The sequence below is a fragment of the Kitasatospora sp. NPDC088548 genome (genome assembly GCF_044753005.1).
Classification (GTDB): Bacteria; Actinomycetota; Actinomycetes; order Streptomycetales; family Streptomycetaceae; genus Kitasatospora.
Window position 1 is genome coordinate 270,098 of the sequence record NZ_JBIVMI010000004.1, and the last position, 17,370, is coordinate 287,467.

Annotated in this window: 20 protein-coding genes and 1 pseudogene; 11 read left to right on the forward strand and 10 right to left on the reverse strand. The window is 69.2% G+C overall.

Annotation, left to right across the window (positions count from 1 at the left end; genetic code table 11):
- Nucleotides 1-40: 40 nt before the first annotated feature.
- Nucleotides 41-946: a LysR family transcriptional regulator gene (locus tag ACIP82_RS08765; protein ID WP_400652213.1), complete on the reverse strand. Its 906-nt coding sequence runs from the start codon at nt 944-946 to the stop codon at nt 41-43.
- A 118-nt stretch (nt 947-1,064) separates the two neighbouring features.
- The gene (locus ACIP82_RS08770) at nt 1,065-1,541 is read right to left on the reverse strand and encodes a MarR family winged helix-turn-helix transcriptional regulator (RefSeq protein WP_400652216.1); all 477 of its coding nucleotides are present in this window, start codon (nt 1,539-1,541) and stop codon (nt 1,065-1,067) included.
- Nucleotides 1,542-1,601: 60 nt separating this feature from the next.
- Here ACIP82_RS08770 and ACIP82_RS08775 point away from each other — a divergent pair, with 60 nt between their 5' ends.
- A complete protein-coding gene (locus ACIP82_RS08775; RefSeq protein WP_400652219.1) occupies nt 1,602-2,012 on the forward strand; it encodes a cupin domain-containing protein in 411 nt (136 codons plus the stop codon).
- A 128-nt stretch (nt 2,013-2,140) separates the two neighbouring features.
- Here ACIP82_RS08775 and ACIP82_RS08780 read toward each other — a convergent pair whose 3' ends face one another.
- A complete protein-coding gene (locus ACIP82_RS08780; protein ID WP_363607050.1) occupies nt 2,141-3,076 on the reverse strand; it encodes a LysR family transcriptional regulator in 936 nt (311 codons plus the stop codon).
- A 135-nt stretch (nt 3,077-3,211) separates the two neighbouring features.
- Here ACIP82_RS08780 and ACIP82_RS08785 point away from each other — a divergent pair, with 135 nt between their 5' ends.
- Entirely contained in the window at nt 3,212-4,498 is a 1,287-nt protein-coding gene (locus tag ACIP82_RS08785; RefSeq protein WP_363607049.1) for an MFS transporter, read from the forward strand.
- Between the two features lie 62 nt (nt 4,499-4,560).
- Here ACIP82_RS08785 and ACIP82_RS08790 read toward each other — a convergent pair whose 3' ends face one another.
- From ACIP82_RS08790 to ACIP82_RS08800, 3 genes are all read right to left on the reverse strand, one after another.
- Nucleotides 4,561-5,442: a phosphotransferase gene (locus tag ACIP82_RS08790; protein WP_400652222.1), complete on the reverse strand. Its 882-nt coding sequence runs from the start codon at nt 5,440-5,442 to the stop codon at nt 4,561-4,563.
- 68 nt (nt 5,443-5,510) lie between these two features.
- On the reverse strand, nt 5,511-5,996 hold the full coding sequence (locus tag ACIP82_RS08795; RefSeq protein WP_400652225.1) for a glycine-rich domain-containing protein: 486 nt from the start codon (nt 5,994-5,996) through the stop codon (nt 5,511-5,513).
- Nucleotides 5,997-6,541: 545 nt separating this feature from the next.
- On the reverse strand, nt 6,542-7,384 hold the full coding sequence (locus tag ACIP82_RS08800; RefSeq protein ID WP_400652227.1) for a helix-turn-helix domain-containing protein: 843 nt from the start codon (nt 7,382-7,384) through the stop codon (nt 6,542-6,544).
- Nucleotides 7,385-7,714: 330 nt separating this feature from the next.
- Between ACIP82_RS08800 and ACIP82_RS08805 the strand changes: the two genes are divergently transcribed.
- Entirely contained in the window at nt 7,715-8,041 is a 327-nt protein-coding gene (locus ACIP82_RS08805; RefSeq protein WP_363607045.1) for an antibiotic biosynthesis monooxygenase, read from the forward strand.
- A 5-nt stretch (nt 8,042-8,046) separates the two neighbouring features.
- On the opposite strand, the gene ACIP82_RS08810 is transcribed toward ACIP82_RS08805, so the two are convergent.
- The gene (locus ACIP82_RS08810) at nt 8,047-8,238 is read right to left on the reverse strand and encodes a hypothetical protein (protein ID WP_400652230.1); all 192 of its coding nucleotides are present in this window, start codon (nt 8,236-8,238) and stop codon (nt 8,047-8,049) included.
- Nucleotides 8,235-9,254: an alpha/beta hydrolase family protein gene (locus tag ACIP82_RS08815; protein ID WP_400652233.1), complete on the reverse strand. Its 1,020-nt coding sequence runs from the start codon at nt 9,252-9,254 to the stop codon at nt 8,235-8,237. The genes ACIP82_RS08810 and ACIP82_RS08815 overlap by 4 nt, the downstream gene beginning before the upstream one ends.
- A 68-nt stretch (nt 9,255-9,322) precedes the next feature.
- Between ACIP82_RS08815 and ACIP82_RS08820 the strand changes: the two genes are divergently transcribed.
- On the forward strand, nt 9,323-10,168 hold the full coding sequence (locus tag ACIP82_RS08820; protein WP_363607039.1) for a PaaX family transcriptional regulator C-terminal domain-containing protein: 846 nt from the start codon (nt 9,323-9,325) through the stop codon (nt 10,166-10,168).
- A 408-nt stretch (nt 10,169-10,576) separates the two neighbouring features.
- Nucleotides 10,577-11,068, forward strand: a pseudogene (locus ACIP82_RS08825) (YrhB domain-containing protein); the annotation flags it as partial.
- Between the two features lie 285 nt (nt 11,069-11,353).
- Here ACIP82_RS08825 and ACIP82_RS08830 read toward each other — a convergent pair.
- Nucleotides 11,354-11,707, reverse strand: a complete 354-nt coding sequence (locus ACIP82_RS08830; RefSeq protein WP_400652235.1) for a hypothetical protein — start codon at nt 11,705-11,707, stop codon at nt 11,354-11,356.
- Between the two features lie 187 nt (nt 11,708-11,894).
- On the opposite strand from ACIP82_RS08830, the gene ACIP82_RS08835 reads away from it, so the two are divergent.
- Together ACIP82_RS08835 and ACIP82_RS08840 are read left to right on the forward strand one after the other, a co-directional pair.
- The gene (locus ACIP82_RS08835; RefSeq protein WP_400652237.1) at nt 11,895-12,746 is read left to right on the forward strand and encodes a helix-turn-helix domain-containing protein; all 852 of its coding nucleotides are present in this window, start codon (nt 11,895-11,897) and stop codon (nt 12,744-12,746) included.
- A 13-nt stretch (nt 12,747-12,759) separates the two neighbouring features.
- Nucleotides 12,760-12,957 carry a DUF397 domain-containing protein gene (locus ACIP82_RS08840; RefSeq protein WP_363607034.1) on the forward strand — a complete coding sequence of 66 codons (198 nt, stop codon included), beginning with the start codon at nt 12,760-12,762 and terminating at the stop codon, nt 12,955-12,957.
- 195 nt (nt 12,958-13,152) lie between these two features.
- Here the strand turns inward: ACIP82_RS08840 and ACIP82_RS08845 are convergent, their stop codons facing one another.
- Nucleotides 13,153-13,461 (reverse strand): hypothetical protein, encoded by a 309-nt coding sequence (locus ACIP82_RS08845; protein WP_400652240.1) that lies wholly within the window; start codon nt 13,459-13,461, stop codon nt 13,153-13,155.
- 413 nt (nt 13,462-13,874) lie between these two features.
- Here ACIP82_RS08845 and ACIP82_RS08850 point away from each other — a divergent pair, with 413 nt between their 5' ends.
- From ACIP82_RS08850 to ACIP82_RS08865, 4 genes are all read left to right on the forward strand, one after another.
- Entirely contained in the window at nt 13,875-14,771 is an 897-nt protein-coding gene (locus ACIP82_RS08850) for a helix-turn-helix domain-containing protein (protein WP_400652242.1), read from the forward strand.
- 92 nt (nt 14,772-14,863) lie between these two features.
- On the forward strand, nt 14,864-16,084 hold the full coding sequence (locus ACIP82_RS08855; RefSeq protein WP_400652244.1) for a helix-turn-helix domain-containing protein: 1,221 nt from the start codon (nt 14,864-14,866) through the stop codon (nt 16,082-16,084).
- 319 nt (nt 16,085-16,403) lie between these two features.
- The gene (locus ACIP82_RS08860) at nt 16,404-16,709 is read left to right on the forward strand and encodes a hypothetical protein (protein WP_400652247.1); all 306 of its coding nucleotides are present in this window, start codon (nt 16,404-16,406) and stop codon (nt 16,707-16,709) included.
- Nucleotides 16,710-16,875: 166 nt separating this feature from the next.
- Complete coding sequence (locus ACIP82_RS08865) at nt 16,876-17,097, forward strand: hypothetical protein (protein WP_400652250.1); 222 nt, start codon at nt 16,876-16,878, stop codon at nt 17,095-17,097.
- Nucleotides 17,098-17,370: the final 273 nt, after the last annotated feature.

Sequence of the window (17,370 nt, forward strand, 5' to 3'; positions counted from 1 at the left end):
GGTGCGGGCGAGCCGCAACCCGGAGGCTCCACCGCCTTTCTCAGCCCACGCTCTTTCCCAGAAGCTCCGCGAACCTGTCGGCCAGGCCGTGCTGCTTCCGTTCGTTTCGCAGCACGAGCAGCGTCGTCGGCTCCAGGTCGGGAGCCGGCAGGTAGCGGATGTCCGGCCGCGGGACGTACCTCGTGCTCGCTTCGCACAGCAGAAGACCGAGACGTGTGCTGGCCACGGTCGAGAGCCCCTCCTGGATCGTCCCCGCGGTCGCCGGGTAGGTCAGCTCATGCCCGCTTCGCGTCTTCCTCGGCGCGTTCACCTGGCGCCAGTAGTCGGGCGCGGGGCCGAGCGGCTCGATCAGGCCCAGCTCGGACAGCTCGTGGGCGGAGACCTGTGACCCGCGAGCCAGCCGGTGTGTGCTGGAGAGGGCGACGTACATCGGCTGCCGCGAGAACTCCAGCATGCTGCGGAGGCCTTTCTCGCGGCAGGGTGAAAGAACGATGGCCACATCGATCTCTCCCCGGAGCAGGTGTGTGAACGGGTCTCCCCAGGCGAGCTCGACGAGTTGCGCGGCGCCCTCGGGGAGGTTCGCGATCACCTTGGCGACCGGCTCGTACACCGCGCACTGGAAACCCACCCGGATGGGGCGGTCCGCCGCGACGGCGCTGGCGCGGGCGGCGTCGAAACCCTCGCGAAGCCGGTCGAAGGCCGGGACGACCTGATCCGCCAATTCCCGCCCCAGGGTGGTCGGCTCGACGCGACGGCTGGTGCGTTCGAACAGCGGGGCGCCCACCCGGCTTTCCAGGCGCTTTATCAGCTGGGAGACCCGCCCCTGGGAAATGCCGAGCGTTTCGGCGGTGCGGCCGAAATGAAGATGGTGGACCAGGACGGAAAAGCACTCAAGTTCCCGTAGCGGAAGCTCCGGGATCGGTAGCGATGGGTTTATGTGATCCACCTCCACAGTCTACGTCGACGCCTTACCGCGCTCTGCTCGCATGCGTCCCGGGTCCGTTCCGGTGTTACAGCCGCTTTCTCTCATGTTCTTCCCTTTGCGGGTGAACTCCGGTCTTTCCTCAAGGGCCGCCGAACCAGCGCGGGGTGTCGAGCCGGAACGGGTTGCCGGGGGCGAGCGTGCGCAGACCGGACTCCAGGGCGCGCAGTTGCTCCTCGCCGAGCATGTCGGCCCACTCGGCGCGCAGTTCGTCGAAGATCCGCGCCGAACGGACCAGGCAGTCGACGCCGCGCGCGGTCAGCCGGACCACCTTGCGCCGGGCGTCGCCGGGGTCGGAGCCGCGCTCGACGTAGCCGAGCTGTTCGAGCTGTTCGACGGTCTTTCCGGCGGCCTGCTTGGAGACGCCGAGCCGGCGGCCGAGTTCGACGGCGGTGGTGCCGTCCGGGCCGATCGCCTGGAAGACGAAGCCGTGCATCGGCCGCAGGTCGGGGTGGCCCTCGCGGGCGATCCGCTCGTGCAGCTCATCGATGATCATCCGGAACGCGAGCAGCAGGCGCAGTGGCAGCTCGAAGCCCGGGGGAGCGGGTTCGCTTGACATTGATAGACAACCTCATTGACCATATAGACAACTCGATTGTCCATCTTAGGGGGCACCCGCATGTCTGTCGTCCGCCGCACCGAAACCCGCCGCACCGAGACCCCCAACGGGGTGATGACCACCTTCGCCTCGCCCACCCAGGGCGGCACCGGCCTGTCGATGTGGCACGTCGAGATGGCCCCGGGCCGCCAGGGCCCGCCGCACGCCGCCGACGCCGAGCAGATCTGGACCTTCCTGACCGGCGGCGCCACCGTCGACCTCGCCGGTGACGTGCTCACCGTCGGTCCCGGCGACACCCTCGTCCTGCCCGCCGGTCTGGCCCGCCGGGTGGCCACCGACACCGGCTTCACCGCCGTCGCGGTCGCCCCGGCGCCGTGCCGCGTCTACAACCCGGACCGGGTGACCCCGGAGCACGCCTGCGAGCTGGCGCCGAAGGCCGCCGAGCGGATCGTTCCGCCGTGGATGGCCTGAACCGTCGTGGCCGGACGGGCGGTTCGCCCAGCCGGTCGCGACGGTCCGGGCGGCGGTTCAGATCGCTGGTCGGCCGCCGGTGTCGATGACCGTCGTGCCGGCCGCGATGCTCGAAGGTGCGGCGGCGTTCAGCGTGGAATCACCCAGCCCGGTGTCCAGGTCCCGGCGGCGTCGTGGCCGGCCGCTGCGGCGGCGAGGTGGGCGCGGAGGGTGGCCAGCGCCGGGTGGGGGTTGTCGCGGTGCCAGAGGAGCGAGTGGGGGTAGACGGGCGTCGGGTCGGTCACCGGGATGCGGCGCAGGCCGTGGTCGGCGGGCCAGATGAGGCGGGTGTGCTCGCCCATGAACGTGGCCAGGGCCGGGGTGTCGGCGATGGTGTCCAGGAGTGCGTCGGAGCCGAAGTTGGGGCCGGTCGCCTCGATGGTGAGGCCGAACTCGGCGACGAGGTCGTCGTAGTAGGCGGTCCACTCGGTACCGGGGACGATGCCGGGCATCCAGATCCGGTGCCCGGCGAGCTGGGCGAGGGGCACCGACCGGGCGCCCGCCAGCGCGTGGGCGGGGCCGGTGAGGAGCTGGAGCGGTTCGTCGAGGACCCGGACGGACTCGATGTCCGGGGGAAGGGGCCGGCCGGGTGCGGCGACGGCGCGGAAGGACGCGTCGATCGCACCGGACCGGATGGCGGCGACGGCCGTCTCGATGTCGAACAGCATCACCACGTCGAGCTCGATGTCGGGGTGCGCGCGGTGGAAGCCGCGCATCAGGCCCGACTGCGCGCTGCGCGAGGCGATCACGTCGACGCGCAGTGGACGGTGGCCGGTGCGTACGGACGTGGCCGCGCGCTCGGCGACGCGTAGCAGCTCGCGCGCGTGGGGCAGGAACGCCTGCCCGTCGATGGTGAGTTCGGCGCCGCGCGCGGTGCGGGTGAACAGCCGAACGCCGAGGTTGCGCTCCAGCGCGGCGATGCGCTTGGAGACGGCCTGCTGGGTGACCGCCAGCTCGGCGGCGGCCTCCTGGAACTGCCCCGCGTCGGCGGCGGCGACGAAGGTCCGGACGGTGTCGAGGTCCATGCTGACACCCTATGGGTACAACCGCTGGTTGTGGCCAGGCGGTCCTGTGGTTGTTTGATCCCCGGGTGTGGTGCTCGCTTTGATGCTTCCGATCGCGGATCGGTTGTGCGGGTGAGTGGCGAGAGGGCGGCAGGCATGAGGAGCGGGCACCGGTTGGGACATCTGTGGGGACATCTGCTCGGACACCGGCTGGGGCGGCGGTTCGGGTGGCTCTGGGGAGCGTACGGGACCAGCGCGCTCGGCACGTGGCTCGCCTTCGGCGCGTTCCCGCTGATCGCCATCCAGGTGCTGCACGCCGGACCGGCCGAGGTCGCCGCGCTCTCCTCCGTGGGGGCCGCGGCGGGCGCGGCCGTGGCGGTGCCGCTCGGCCCGTGGGTGGAGTTCCGCCGCAAACGGCCGGTGCTGATCGCGATGGACCTGGTGCGGTTCGCGGCGCTGCTGACGATCCCCGCCGCGTTCGCGCTCGGCGCGCTCACCTTCCTTCAGCTCCTGCTGGTCTCGGTCGTCGTCGCGGCGGCCGACATCGCCTTCCGCGCCGCCTCCGGCGCTTACCTGAAGACGCTGCTGCCGGCCGAGGACCTGCTCGTCGCCAACGCCCGATTCGAGTCCACGGCCTGGACGACCACGATCATCGGACCACCACTGGGCGGCGCCGCGATCGGGCTCCTCGGTCCGGTGGCGACGGTGGTGGCCGACGCGGCCAGCTACCTGCTCTCGGCCCTGGGCATCCGCGCGATGGGCGGGCACGAGCCCCGGCCCGAGCGCCGGGAGGCCGCGCGCATGCGGGCCGGGGACCTGCTCGACGGCTGGCGGTACATCCTCGCCGACGCGACGCTGCGCCCGCTGTTCTTCAACACCGCCCTGTTCAACGGCCTGGTGATGGCCACCCAGCCGCTGCTGGCCGTCCTGATGCTCGACCGACTCGACTTCGCACCGTGGCAGTACGGCCTGGCCTTCGCCGCGCCCTCGATCGGCGGGCTGCTCGGCTCACGGCTGGCCCGGCCGCTCGTCACCCGGTTCGGGCAGCACCAGGTCCTGGTCGTGGTCGGGACGCTGCGCGCGATCTGGCCCGTCGGCCTGGCCTTCATCGGGCCGGGCACCGGAGGGCTGCTGCTGGTGATGGGCGTCGAGCTCGGGCTCATCTTCTGCTGCGGGGTCTTCAACCCCGTCCACGCCACCTACCGTCTCCAGCGCACCGCGACCGACCGGGTCGCCCGCACGCTGTCCGCCTGGGCGGTGACGGCCAAGGCCTCGACCGCGCTCCTGACGGTCCTCTGGGGCGTGCTGGGCGCCCTGCTCGGCCTTCGTACGGCCATCGGCCTGGCCGGCGTGCTCCTGCTGGCGACTCCGCTGCTGCTTCCTCGCCGCGCGGCAGCGGATCTCTCCGAGCCGGAGCCGGCGCCGGCGCCGAGCCGCGCCTGACGGGCCGCCGGGGCGCAGTAGCAGACTGCTTGCCGGAAGACCTCGGGGCCGGTCCGGGGTGGCTACCTGAACCGGTGGCGCAGCCAGGCAAGCCCGTGGTCGCTCAGCGCGTCCCACTGCCGGCCGGGGGCCTCGACGGCGCGCAGGGTCCGCATTCCGGTGAGGATCGTGCCGAAGGCGGTCACGGCCCAGGGGGAGGCCTCATGCCACATGGGCACGCCGTCGGCCCATTGCTCGGCTTCCTCGGGCGTGTGTCCGGCCTCGATCAGCCGGATGACCATGTACGCCGTGTCGACCCAGGCGGCGCCGGGGGCGGGGAACGCCCAGTCGACGACGTGTACGGAGTCGCCGTCCACCAGGAGGTTGGGGCCGGTCAGGTCGGTGTGCACCAGGGTCTTGCCGTCGACCAGACCGGGTGCTTCCCGTTCGGCCAGGATCAGCCTCTCCAGCCGTTCCATGGTCCACGGGTCGAGCCGGTCGCGGTGCCGGCCGCCGAGCTTGTGCCAGAAGTCCTGATCGGACCACCTCTTGGCCAGGCTGAACGTCCGCAGGGGAGGGGCCGGGGTCAGCGTCTCGGCGAGCGTTTCCAGCGTCCGGGCGACCATCGGCAGGTCGGCCGACCCCGGTGAGAGGTCTGCGTGCCTGCCGGGAACGCACTCGAATCCGAGGGCCAGCCATCCGCCGGCCTCGACCTTCCACAGCATGCGGGGGGCGATGCCCGGGGGGAGGGCGGTGTTCACGACCGACTCACGCCGGTGCATCCATGCCAGGGGGTTGTCGTCCCGGACGGCCTTGCAGAACACCTGCCCGCCGGTCGTCTCCAGTGTGGCGGCGAAGTCGGACACGGTTCCGGCTGTTGGCGGTACGGCGCAAGTCACCGTGCCGGTCTGCCCTTCGATGCTCGCGCGCAACTCGTCCGGCAGGTCGTTCCAGGTGTAACCCATCGTCGGGTCCTTCGGGGTCGGGCCCGCCCCGCTCCGGGCCGGAGCGGGGCGGGCCAGGTGATCAGTTCCTAGCTGCTGTGGCAACCGCGGTGACACTGCGAGCAGTTGCCGCTCCCGCTGGTGTCGCTGCCGTCGCCGCCGCTGCCCTCGGAGCAGTCGGCGGGCATGGTCCACAGCTCGGTATCCACGGCGTACCCGCTGGCCTCGATGATGGCTGCGGTGGCAGCGATGCCCATGCCCTTGGCCGAGTCGTCGGGGCCGTCGGTCGGCGCGTGGTGGAGGAACCGCCCGGCCACCGACCGGCAGAACTCGGTGTAGTCGAGGGTGTGGAGGATGAACGTGTGCCATCCGATGTCCACCAGGCCCGAGGGGGACAGCCCGGCGTCCGGGTTGGCCGCGCAGGCCCCGAGAAAGGCCAGGGCCTGCTCCATGACGCGCTCGGCGAGCGCCTGGTCCATCTCCTCGTCTTCGACGATCCGGGCGACCAGGCGCCCGAACAACGCCGGGTCCACCAGGGACCGACCGGTGATCCGTTCCGTGCTGATCGAAGTCACGCGGACTCTCCTAGCTCTGGTTCTGGACCAACCCGCTTGTGCGGGTGGGGTTTTCACAACCCGACTCATGCGGCCGGCTCGCCCGTCGGGGCGGTTCGCCGCAGGCGGGAACCTGTGGGCGGTCCCGAATGTCACTCATTCGGCACCGTCCGGGTTCAGGCACTTCCCCGACTCGGCATGGCGTCGGCGCAGTACCCGTACGTCCGTCAGCGCCGAGTGATTGCACCCTTCCGGGTCCTGAAGGGCTTCCTGTGCCATGTCGTCCAGCCGCAGGCAGGTTGGGCACACGTCGGCGTCCGGGGCGGGCTGCCTCAGCCCGATCTCACGAAGCGACATGACCGACCGCCTTCCGGCTCTGCTTCCGGTCGGCAGTGCTGACCCTTCCGGGGTACGGACCAGCCGCCCACTGCTGTGAATTGGTGGTCATGGCTCAACTCCCGCGCCGATCGACGTCATCGGTCAGCACGTTAAGCGCACGAGAATTGCTGACGGGGCGCGTGATTCTCGAATATTCCAGTGCTCACGGTCGAGGCGCGTGAGGATTCTCAGCAGGCTCCGAGTGCCCTACGGCACCGGGTAATGACCTTGTGGGCATCCGCGCCGTAGACGGCTGCGCCGGCCAACGTCTCCCACACGCGCAGGTGCAGCGCCACGTTGTCCTGTTGGTCCAACCACAGCTCTGCGTGCCAGTCCTCGACAATGACGAGCCGTTCGTCATGAATCCAAAATCCGTTGGCAGGAGGCAACTTGAGCGAAGCTTCGAACGGCACAATGCCCAGGGAGACGGTGTCCAGCCCGATCACGCCGCTGAGCCGGTCAAGTTGCGCGACCATCACGGCCGGTGGGCAGACCAGAGCGCGCAGCGCGGACTCCCACATGATGATGCGGTACTGCTTGCCCGGCTGGTACAAGCTCTCCTGCCGTCGGACCCGGGCCCGTACGGCGTCCTCGACATCGCGCGGCGACTGGTGGAGGTCGACGTACGCGCTGAAGATGTGCCGGGCGTAGTCGGGTGTCTGGAGCATGCCGACGATCATGGAACTTTGCCACGCGCGCAGGACAGCCGAACGGTCGTTCTCGGCGGTCAGCGTGTCCTGCACCGGCTTGTGCCCGGCGGCCAACTGCCGCCGCCAGGAGCGGGACCCTGACTCGAAGGCTCGCAGCCTGGCAGCCAACTCGGCTGCCACGTGGGGTTGTCCGACGCCCTCGGCCCAGGCCTTGAGGTCGTCGTGGGTGGCCGTCTGCCGACCGGTCTCCAGCTTGCTGACCTTGGACTGCGTCCAGTCCAGACGCTCGGCCAGTTGCCGGCCTGTGAGATCGCCCTCGGCACGCAGCTCGCGGAGCCGCAGACCGAGGGCGATTCTGGCTTGCTGGAAGTCGGTGCTCACATGCCGGACGGTACCTCAGCGCCGAACTCGCGGTGCGGAGTGGCGAAGTGCCGGGTAGCGTCCCGCATATTCTCCCGGCACAACCGAAAGTCCCCGCCCGGCCCGGTGAAGGGCCAGACGGGGCAGAGGGCGCCACAACCGGGGAGCTCACAGGTCGACGGTCACCACCGGCGGGCCGTCCTCGTTGCGGAGGCGACGCCGGGAGCACCGCGGGCGATGGTTTCGAGTGGTTCGAGCTGCTGCGTCCGCGACAGATTCGTTGATGCACCTCTGAGGTGTCGGGACCGCCGGGTCCGCACCTGGCGTTGACCTTTGAGGCAGGATAGGGCCATGAGCGTAGTCAAGATCAATGTACTGGCCGTCCCCGCCGAGCAGCGCGAGGTGCTGGAGAAGCGGTTCGCCTCGCGGGCCGGTGCGGTGGAGAGCTCCGACGGCTTCGAGTGGTTCGAGCTCCTCCGCCCGGTTGAAGGCACTGACAACTACCTCGTCTACACGCGGTGGCGCGACGAGGAGTCGTTCCAGGCCTGGATGGAGGGCCCCATGAAGGCGGCGCACCAGGGCACCGGGGAGGGGGGCGAGCGGCCCAAGCCCGCAGCCTCCGGCTCTACCGTCTGGTCCTTCGATGTCGTCCAGCAGGCTGGGCCCAAGAGCGCCTAGCCGGCTCATGAAGATCTTGTCGAGGGGCTGTCCGGCGGTAGGCCGGGCGGCCCCTTCGGCTGTGCGGTGGCCGGGGTGAGGTGCCGGGCGTCGCTGGTGCGGGTGAGTTCGGGATCGATCGGCGTTCGCGGGTTGAGGGCGGCGACCCGGCCCATCGTGTCCGGTCCGCCGCCCTTCACCTCCGGCTGTCCTTTCACCGGCCGATCGCGGCCACGAAGTGCCGCTGTTCGTCGAGGTAGCCCGGGCTGAAGAGCGAGCGCGGTGCGGCGATCGCGAGGAAGGTGCTTCTGAGCTCCGAGTCCTCGATCGCCTCGGGGACGATGTTGTGGGTCGCGTCGGGGTGGCGCTTGACCTGGAGCTGGCCGGGGGTGGTGAGGATCCGGCGGTAGTGGGCCTCGGTGTCGTCGCTGTCGACGTTGACGTCGCGCCCGCCGAGGATCAGGAGGACCGGTACCCGGACCGCGGAGAGGTCCTCGGTGACGTCCGAGGTGTGGTTGCGGCGGTTGAACTCCCACCGGTCGGGGGTGAGGCCGGTGACGTCGCCGCCGGCGGCCTGGTACTGCTCGAAGGTCCGGCCGGTTCGCAGCGCGTCGAGGGTCCGGTCGCTCCTGGCGATCGCCGCCTCGGTCTCGGCCGGGGTGGCGTGTCGCTTCTTGAGCTCGGCGAGCAGGTTGTAGCGGCCTTGCTGAAGCCAGTTGACGGCGGGTGCGACGGCGATGACGAACTTGACGTCGGCGGACTGCCGCGCGGCCTTGGGCATCACCCAGCCGGCCTGGCTGGCGCCCCAGAGGCCGATCCTGGTGGGGTCGATGCCGGGCTGGGTCTTGGCCCAGCCGATGGCCGCGACGGTCTCGTCGGCCCGGTCCTGCATGCTCTGGTCCAGCCAGTTGCCGGGGGCGCCGTTGACGCCGGGCTTGTCCCAGGACAGCGAGGCGTAGCCGGCCTTGGCCATCGCCTCCCACATCGGTCGGTAGAAGGTGTCGTGGGTGGCGTTCTGCGCACCGTCGCCGTGCACGAAGACGACCAGGCCGACCGGGCCGTGGCCGCCGGTCGGGCGGGCGAGGACGCCGTTCAGTGGCTGCCTGCCGCCGGTGATCGTCACCCGCTCCTCCTTCAGGTCGTACTCGTTCTGGTACACGACCCAGCCGCCCGCGCCGAGCAGCAGGACCACCACGGTCAGCAGCGAACCCCAGAGCCACCAGCGTCTGCGCATCCTGCCGGCCACCAATCTATCAATCTCTGAACGACCGTATTTGATTCGATCGTACTATGATGATGACCATGCTGGAGATTCCGACCCGGGTGCTGGTGGAGGCGATGGTCCGCGCGGACGGGACCGTGGACTGCGGTGAGCTGTACGCCGTCGCGGGCCTGCTCGGCATGACCGATCAGCAGGTCCGCCTGACGATCAAGCGGCTCGCCGCCGACGGACGGTTCGTCCAGGAGGGGCGCGGGCGGCGGGCCGTCCTGCGGGCCACGGCCGAAACCCGGCGCACGATCGAGCCGACCGCCGGATACATCGCGCTGATGTACGCGCAGGACCGCGGCGAGGCCCCCTGGGACGGGATCTGGCACCTGGCCGGCTTCGCCGTCCCCGAACACGCCCGCCCCGCCCGGGACGCACTGCGCGAGGCGATCACCGGGCTGGGCGGCGCCCCGGTCCAGAACGGGCTGTACGTGTCGCCGCACGCCTGGGAGGAGCCGCTCAGGGCCGAGGCCGCCGCCCTTGGCGTCCTCGGCAATCTCACCCTCCTCACCAGCCGGGACCTGCACACCGGTGACGCCGACGACCCGCGCGCGCTCGCCCGGCGGTGGTGGCCGCTGGCGGAACTCGCCGAGGGGCACGAGCGGCTCGGCGCCCTGGCCGCCGACCGGCTCGCCAGGCTGGCCGCCCACCCGTCCGACACCGAGCAGCTCACCATCGCCATCGAACTCGCCGCCGCGTTCACCGAGGCCCTGGAACCGGACCCGCTCCTGCCCCCCGAACTCCTGCCGCAGCCCTGGCCGGGCACTGCGGCCCGTGCCCTCGTCGCCCGCTGCTGGGCGCTGCTGCTGGCCGACCGCCGGCCGGGCGCACCGCGCCTGTTCGACGTCTACGCCGACGTCGTCGAGGCAGTCACGGCCTGAGGCAAAACCAGCCCGCATGCGGCCTTCCGCCGCAGGTCGCGGTGCATCTGGCGGGGTAGGGCCCGAAGTGTTTCCGGAGCGGCCGTTCTCAGCCAGGCAGTTCGCGCGCTGCATCTCGATGTAGGTCGGGGTGCAGTAGGCCATGCCGAGCGCGTCATCGCCGTGTTCGTCGTCCGGTGTTGTGGCAAACTCGTGGGCCTCGTCGAACTTGGCCCGGCGGCCAGGGCCCGGATAGGCGGGGTAGCGCTGGGTGACCGTTGGGCGGCGCGGGCAAGTCCGACAGCCTGTTGTGTCTTGCGGCGGGCCGCAGTCTGATTGCCGAAACCCAATTGCGTCCGGGTGAATGATGAGTGGCATGGTCACCGAGGAACGTGCCGTCAAGCTGGTTGAGGCCCTGCTGTCGAAAAGCGCCAGGAGGCGCTGGCCAAGTACGGGAAGTCGCCGGAAGTTGTCGTCCTCAGCGTGGAGGAACACGCCCTGGGATGGCTGGTCGGCTGGCAGTCGGTGGAGTACATCCGTAGCCGCGACCCATTGAACATGCTGATAGGGAATGGCCCCTACCTGGTGGACCGGCAGGACGGGAGCATCCACCACATCCCCGTCGTCACGTTCGTGGTCGAGGACTGGGAGGAGCTCTACCTCTGGCAGGTCAAGGGCGTCAGGCCACCAGACCCTTTGATGGCCACCGTCCGGGCACTTCTGCAGGCTGACGGAACCGTGACCGCAATGCGCCACCTGCGTAAGCACGCCCCGGCCCTTGGACTGTCGGAGGCAAAGGAGTACGGCATGGTGATGCTCGATGGAGGAGACCCTCCGGAGGAACTGATGGACCTCACTCGCACCCCTGACGTGTGCTCGCCGCTGCGCATCGAGACACTTGCCGGACCACCGCAGCAGTAGCCCACCTACCGTGGCGCGGCCCTGGATTCGTTCGGGGGCGCACTGTTTTGGTTTGCGCCAGGGAGTTGTTCGCGCGCCGTCTGTTCGGGTGATCCGGAGAGGGGATTATCTGGTTCCGGCGCTGGTGTTCGTCCGCCGCGTCTACGGTGATTCTTGCGGCCAATGGTGGTGTCACGCTGACCTGTTGGCGCAATCAATCTGATGAGCGGCGCCAAAAGATGGTCCTCGGCGGTGCGCCGATACCTCGGGGCCCGGCATCGACAGGTACGCCAGCAGGGCGAGGGGTCAAGCGGCTTGGGTCCGGTCCAGGGTGGCAGAGCCCGGTTGCGCGAGCCACACCAGTCTCGCGGTGATGCCCGGCTGCCCGGTGAACAGGTGCACGGCACGTTCGGGCGACGCGAGGGTCAACCGCGTTCGCCCGTCGACGCCGACCACGTACGTCGGCCCGTCACCGTTGGCGAGCCCCCAGGCCACGACCCATCCGTCGGTGCCCTCGCGGCTGTCGCCGTACACCTGGACGACGGCGAACAGTTGGGGCGCGGTGTCGAGCACGAGCCCGCACAGCTCCTGGTCGAAGGGCACAGGCGTCGCCCACAGGCGGGTGGCCGGGCGGGGGTTTTGCGAGGGCGCGGCGGTCATGGAAGTCTCCTACGTGAAAGGGAGTTGGGCGCCGCGCCGCCGCTACTGCGGGCAGCGACCGGCCCTGACGCAGGATCAAAGTAGCCAGTAGGTAGCATGCAGTCCACCTTCCTTGGGGAATTCATAGCACCACCACTCCAAAGGGTGAACGGCGCCGGCCATGGCGAGCGAGGGAAGGAAACAGCGGATGCCGCCCAGCAAGGTTCCGCCGAGTATCCGGCAGCGGCGACTCGGCGCGGAGTTGCGCCGGCTGCGCGAGCGGGCAGGCCTGTCGGTCACGCGCGCCGGGGAGTTGCACGGCGCCACGCAGTCCCGGATCAGCAACATCGAGTCAGGGGGATACCCGGTGAGCGCGGACCGGGTGCGGGCCCTGTCACGCCTCTACGGCTGCTCGGACGATGCCCTGATCGATGCGCTGACCCACATGACCGGCGGCCGCACCCGGGGCTGGTGGGAGGAGTACCGCGAGATTCTCCCGTCCGGAGCACTTGACCTGGCCGAACTCGAACACCATGCACAATCGCTGAGGATCGCCTCCGCGATTCACATCCCTGGACTCCTCCAGACCCCGGAACACGCTCGCGCGCTCTTCCGGGACGGGGTTCCACCCCTTTCACCACCCGAGGTGGAGCATCTCGTCTCCCATCGCATCAAGCGACAGGCGGTGCTCTACGGTGACCGGCCCGTTCAGCTATCGGCCATCGTCCACGAGGCCGCCTTGCGAATGGAATTCGGCGGTCCAGAGGTCGCCCGTGGTCAGCTGGAACACCTCCTGACCATGAGCGAGAATCCTCACATCGACCTGCGGGTGATGCCGTTCGGCACCGGCAGCTATCCGGGCTCCGGCGCCGGCATTGTGTACTTCAGCGCCGCGATCCCACGGCTGGACACCGTTCAGCTCGATACGGACAGATCGGAGTTCATCGACACCGAGCCACAGCTGATCAAGTATCGGGCTGTGATGGATCGGATGGAGATGACTACGCTCAAGCCGGACGCCTCCCGCGACCTCATCCGCCGTATCGCCCAGAGCATCTGAGACAGGAACACCCATGGCCGTTCACGACTGGCAGAAATCCAGCTACAGTGCCGATGCCGCGAACTGTATCTACGTTGCAGCGACCCCCGACGGCACCATCAAGCTCCGCGAGAGCGACGACCCCGACACCGTCATCACCACCACCCCTGACAACCTCCGCGCCTTCGTACTCGGCGTCAAGGCGGGCGAGTTCGACCACCTGGCAAGGTAATGCGGGCTCTTCTGCCGGACCTGGGGGTGTGATCAGGCGAGTGTGGTGGCAGGGCAGAAGATGATCAGCGCGCTGCTCAGCTCCTCGACGATCGCGTTCGGGACGGCGTCGTAGCGGCGCTGTTTTGTGTTGCGCCAGGATGTTTGTCGGTCCGCGAGGCACCCCAGGCCGTTGGCTGCTCACCCGGATCGGGTATCAGGCCGCCTGCGGGCGCTTCCGCTGCTGGGGGCTCATGTACTCGACCGTGTCGAGTGTCTCGCCGTCCCCGGGTGTTGATGCCCGGTTGTGCCGCTTCTTCGGTACCGGTCCCTGCCGAGGGAGACGTACCCAGTGCACCCAGTCCGTGGGTGACGCGCCCACCACGTGGTTGTACTGCTTGCCCTCCGCAGGGAACACGGAGATCAACTCGGAGGGATGGGCCCAACCGGCTGCCACGGCGCGTTCGGCGTCGATGTGCTGGAGCAGCCACTGGGGAGCATCCGGCGGGATGGTCGTCTCGTCCATGGCCGCCAGCATGCCAGCTGAGCACAACCTTCAGGTATCGATCGCTAGTTGGGGCCGGTGTTCGAGCAGTCGAACCCGCAACCGGCCAGCTGGCAGCGGCTCCGCTCTGTGGCCCTTCGGGGTGGTGCAGTTGGCCGGTCTGAAGGTTTGACCGGTTGCGGTGTCTGTGACGGCGCGCTGTTTTGTGTTGCGCCAGGGGGGTTGTTCGCGCGCCGTCTGTTCGGGTGATCCGGAGAGGGGATTATCTGGTTCCGGCGCTGGTGTTCGTCTGCCGCGTCTACGGTGATCCTTGCGGCCAACGGTGGTGTCACGCCGACCTGTTGGCGCAATTAATCTGATGATCCGTGCCAAAAGATGGTCCCCGGCGGTGGGCAAACACCCCGGGGCTCGGCACCAGGAGATGAGAGCTCCCTATGCAGATCCATCGTATCCCGAAGCATGCGCCCGGGTACACGATCCTCGACAACGGCCACGTCGTCCGGAAGCACTCGCTCAGCTGGGCGGCCCGTGGGCTGCTGAGTTACCTTCTCAGCCTTCCCGACGGGGCCCGGGAGGACGTGCGGACCCTGGCGGCGAAGAGTGTCGAGGGCCGAACGACCGTAAGCCGTGCGCTCCGTGAGCTTGAGCAGGCCGGCCACTACATCCGGCGGACCGAGCGGGACCCGCTGACGGGACAGGTGCGGACCACGGTGTCCGTCCACGAGGTCCCGGTCACGGGCAAGGCGGTGCACACGGTGCCGCCGCTTCCCGTGTCTCCGGCCGCCGGTCTCCCCGGAGCCGGAACAGCGGTGGCCGGGAAGACGGGAAACCCCTCCGGGAGGGTAAGGAATCTGATTCGGAAGGAAGTTGAAGGACCTTCCGTCCTTCCGTCCCGGCCGGTCGGCCCGGACGCGGAGCTGTCCGTCGGGAGCCCGGGAAGTCTGAACGCGCCGAGCCTGTCGCGTCCGACGGAGGGCATGGAGCTGCTGCTCGAACTGGGCCGCTGTGAACCGCGCATGGCGCTCGCGGGCAAGCCGCTGGCGGATCAGGCCGCCCGGGTGGAGGGGCTGCTCGCGGGCGGCTGGACCCGGGACGCGCTGACGGGCATCCTGTCCGCCCCGCTCCCGGAGAAGATCACCCGAAGTGTCGGCGCCGTCCTGGCGGCACGGCTGTTGAAGGTGCCCCCGTTCCCATCCGCCCACCGGCCGGCCGAAGCAACTGCCCCCGCTCCGGTGCCTCGCCCATCGAAGCCGGAGTGCGCTGGTCGGGACGGAATGTGCGGTCGATACGTCTCGGCGGTCGGGAAGTTGTGCTCGGCGTGTCGGAGCTGACCAATGTGAGACCGGCAATTCACATGGCAGGCATGTCACGCCCTGCCACGAAGGCCTACCCTGCGTCTAGGAAACCCACTGCTGGGGGCATCATGAGCGCTATTGGCGACCGCATCCGCGAGCACCGCAAGATCCGACACATGACCGTCCGAGAGCTGGCCGGGAAGGTCAACATCTCGCCGTCAACGCTGGAGAAGTACGAGGCTGGCAGCCGAAACCCGTCCTCTGGGCTGCTCGTGCGACTCGCAAAGGCATTGGCCGTCGGACCGGAGCGGTTGACTGGCCAGCCCTTTGTCAACGGGGCGGAGTCCGACGAGCAGGTGCAGGCCATTATCCCTGAACTCCGGCGAATCATGCTGACTTACAACAGCCCTGACGACCTGGACGCAGCACCGCGGCCCCTCCCGGTGCTAGCTGCGGAGACGAGGCAGGTTGCCCAGATGCGGCAGGACGGGGCATACGTTCCCATGGCGCCGTTGCTGCCCTCGTTGCTGTCGGAGCTGACCCACGTAGCCCTCTCCACGTCGGGCCGTGACCAGGCGGAGGCGTTCGGCTGGCTCGCACGCGGGTACCGGGCGGCGAACTCCTTGTCGCACAAGCTCGGCTACCACGACCTGTCGCTGACGGCGATCGACCGTGTGCACTGGGCGGCTGACCGGTCTGGGGAGTCTCTGCTCCAGGTGACGGCGGCGTACCTGAGGGCCGGCGCCATGCTTCGCACGGGTTCGTTCTCGTCCGCCCGTCGGATCCTCACCGCGTTGGTGGACGAGGTCGAACGGCTGGCCCCGGAACAGTGCCCGACCACGGCACACAACGCCGTCACTGGTGCGCTGTACCTGAAGCTCGCCGTCCTGGAGGCCCGTGACAGGCAGCCGGACCGTTCAGCTCACTACCTTGCAGAGGCCCGGGTGCTTGCACGCTGGGTTGGCGGGGACACCGACGTCATGGAACTCTCGTTCGGTCCGAGCAACGTCGGGATCCACGAGGTTGCAGCACTCATTGACACGGGGGATACCGAGCAGGCTCTAGCGCGCCTTCGGGAATGGGGTGATCCGCAGGGCAAGGAGGAGTGGGCATTGCCGACAGGGCTGGCCGCCGAACGGGTGTCGCACCATCACATCGATGTGGCCTCTGCGCGGCTGGCTGAAGGCGACCGTGTTAGGGCGTTCGCGTCGTTGAAGAGCGCCCGCCGGGCGGCGCCGAACCACACACGCTTCCACCCCTCCGTCCGCGCAACAGCCGCGACGTTGGTTCGGGTGGACCGGCACGCCACTGACGAGATCACCGCCTTCGCAAAGTGGGCAGGCGTGTAACGGTCTGTCAATAGCTCCGGAGGAATTTACTCCGGACAGTTTGTGCGGAGCGCCGCGAACCTACGTGGAACGATCCCTTCACTGACTGAGAGTGAGGGGATCGTTTCATGCCGTCCAACCGTGCAAATACACGGCGCACCGTGCAGGCGGTGCAGGTCACGTACTCGACGAGACACGCGCGGACCCCTCAGGGCAGCCCGTTGGACGACTACCTGAACGCCCGGCGTCCCAGCGCCTTCGACAGCACTGCCGAGGCGCTGAGCAAGGCTGCTGTCCTCGCGCACTGCGAGTGTGTCAACTGCACTGTGGGGAGGTCGGCGTGAGTGCCTTCCTGCCGGTTCCGCCCGCCGAGCGTCGCGGGGGCCGCAGGCTGTGGCGGTTCCTGGAGTGGACGCTTCAGGCCGATGTCGCGCCGGACCGGCCTCCTGTCCGCCACCGGTTCCGGTGCGCGGGGGAGTACGAGGACGGTCAGCCGTGCGAGGAGGAGGGACCGGTCTGCGACGACTTCGCGGAAGCGCAGCGCTGGGCGTACCGGCACCTCAAGGTTCACCAGGACCACCGGAGCTACGAACACGTGGCCGTGACACCGTGGTTGATGGTGCCGGCGGAGGAACCCAGCCCGTGAGCATTCCGAAGAAGGCCGGAGCCGGCCGCCTGCCGAGGCCGGATTCCGGATGCGCCGAGTGCGCACGTCTCGCACAACAGGAGCGGGACGCCAGCGACGTATACGACTACTCCGCGGGCACCGACGCCCGGGTACGGATGCGCCGTCACCGAGACGAAACACACCGGTGACGGACGACGGCCTGGAGGACTACCGCTCCGCCGCGGAACAGGCCCGGCTCAACACCTACAGCCAGGGCGACACCTTCATCAGCACCCTCCTGGAAACCGGCGGACACCCCTTGATCGAACGCCTGCTCAAGAACGAAGACCTCCTGCCCACCCTCAGTGAGATCACCAACCCCACCTCCTGGCTGAAGCGCTACGCCCCGGCGATGAACGGGGTGTGAGAACGGCGGCCCCGAGCTTCCGCCAACCCCTGAGGGTAAGGACTTTGGTTCGGAGGGAAGTTGAATTCCCTTCCGTCCTTCCGTCCTTCCGTCCCGGCCGGTCGGCCCGGACGCGGAGCTGTCCGTCGGGAGCCCGCGGGTGCCGATTCTGTCGCGTCCGACGGAGGGCATGGAGCCGCTGCTCGAACTGGGCCGCTGTGAACCGCGCATGGCGCTCGCGGGCAAGCCCCTGACGGATCAGGCCGCCCGGGTGGAGGGGCTGCTCGCGGGCGG

Excerpts from the sequence above, each read along its gene's own strand:
- ACIP82_RS08785 (WP_363607049.1), top strand. The coding sequence starts at position 3,212 with ATGAGGAGCGGGCACCGGTTGGGACATCTGTGGGGACATCTGCTCGGA.
- ACIP82_RS08775 (WP_400652219.1), top strand. The coding sequence starts at position 1,602 with ATGTCTGTCGTCCGCCGCACCGAAACCCGCCGCACCGAGACCCCCAAC.
- ACIP82_RS08770 (WP_400652216.1), bottom strand. The coding sequence starts at position 1,541 with ATGTCAAGCGAACCCGCTCCCCCGGGCTTCGAGCTGCCACTGCGCCTG.
- ACIP82_RS08840 (WP_363607034.1), top strand. The coding sequence starts at position 12,760 with ATGGCCGTTCACGACTGGCAGAAATCCAGCTACAGTGCCGATGCCGCG.
- ACIP82_RS08830 (WP_400652235.1), bottom strand. The coding sequence starts at position 11,707 with ATGACCGCCGCGCCCTCGCAAAACCCCCGCCCGGCCACCCGCCTGTGG.
- ACIP82_RS08855 (WP_400652244.1), top strand. The coding sequence starts at position 14,864 with ATGAGCGCTATTGGCGACCGCATCCGCGAGCACCGCAAGATCCGACAC.
- ACIP82_RS08845 (WP_400652240.1), bottom strand. The coding sequence starts at position 13,461 with ATGGACGAGACGACCATCCCGCCGGATGCTCCCCAGTGGCTGCTCCAG.
- ACIP82_RS08850 (WP_400652242.1), top strand. The coding sequence starts at position 13,875 with ATGCAGATCCATCGTATCCCGAAGCATGCGCCCGGGTACACGATCCTC.
- ACIP82_RS08835 (WP_400652237.1), top strand. The coding sequence starts at position 11,895 with ATGCCGCCCAGCAAGGTTCCGCCGAGTATCCGGCAGCGGCGACTCGGC.
- ACIP82_RS08780 (WP_363607050.1), bottom strand. The coding sequence starts at position 3,076 with ATGGACCTCGACACCGTCCGGACCTTCGTCGCCGCCGCCGACGCGGGG.
- ACIP82_RS08815 (WP_400652233.1), bottom strand. The coding sequence starts at position 9,254 with ATGCGCAGACGCTGGTGGCTCTGGGGTTCGCTGCTGACCGTGGTGGTC.
- ACIP82_RS08790 (WP_400652222.1), bottom strand. The coding sequence starts at position 5,442 with ATGGGTTACACCTGGAACGACCTGCCGGACGAGTTGCGCGCGAGCATC.
- ACIP82_RS08805 (WP_363607045.1), top strand. The coding sequence starts at position 7,715 with ATGAGCGTAGTCAAGATCAATGTACTGGCCGTCCCCGCCGAGCAGCGC.
- ACIP82_RS08820 (WP_363607039.1), top strand. The coding sequence starts at position 9,323 with ATGCTGGAGATTCCGACCCGGGTGCTGGTGGAGGCGATGGTCCGCGCG.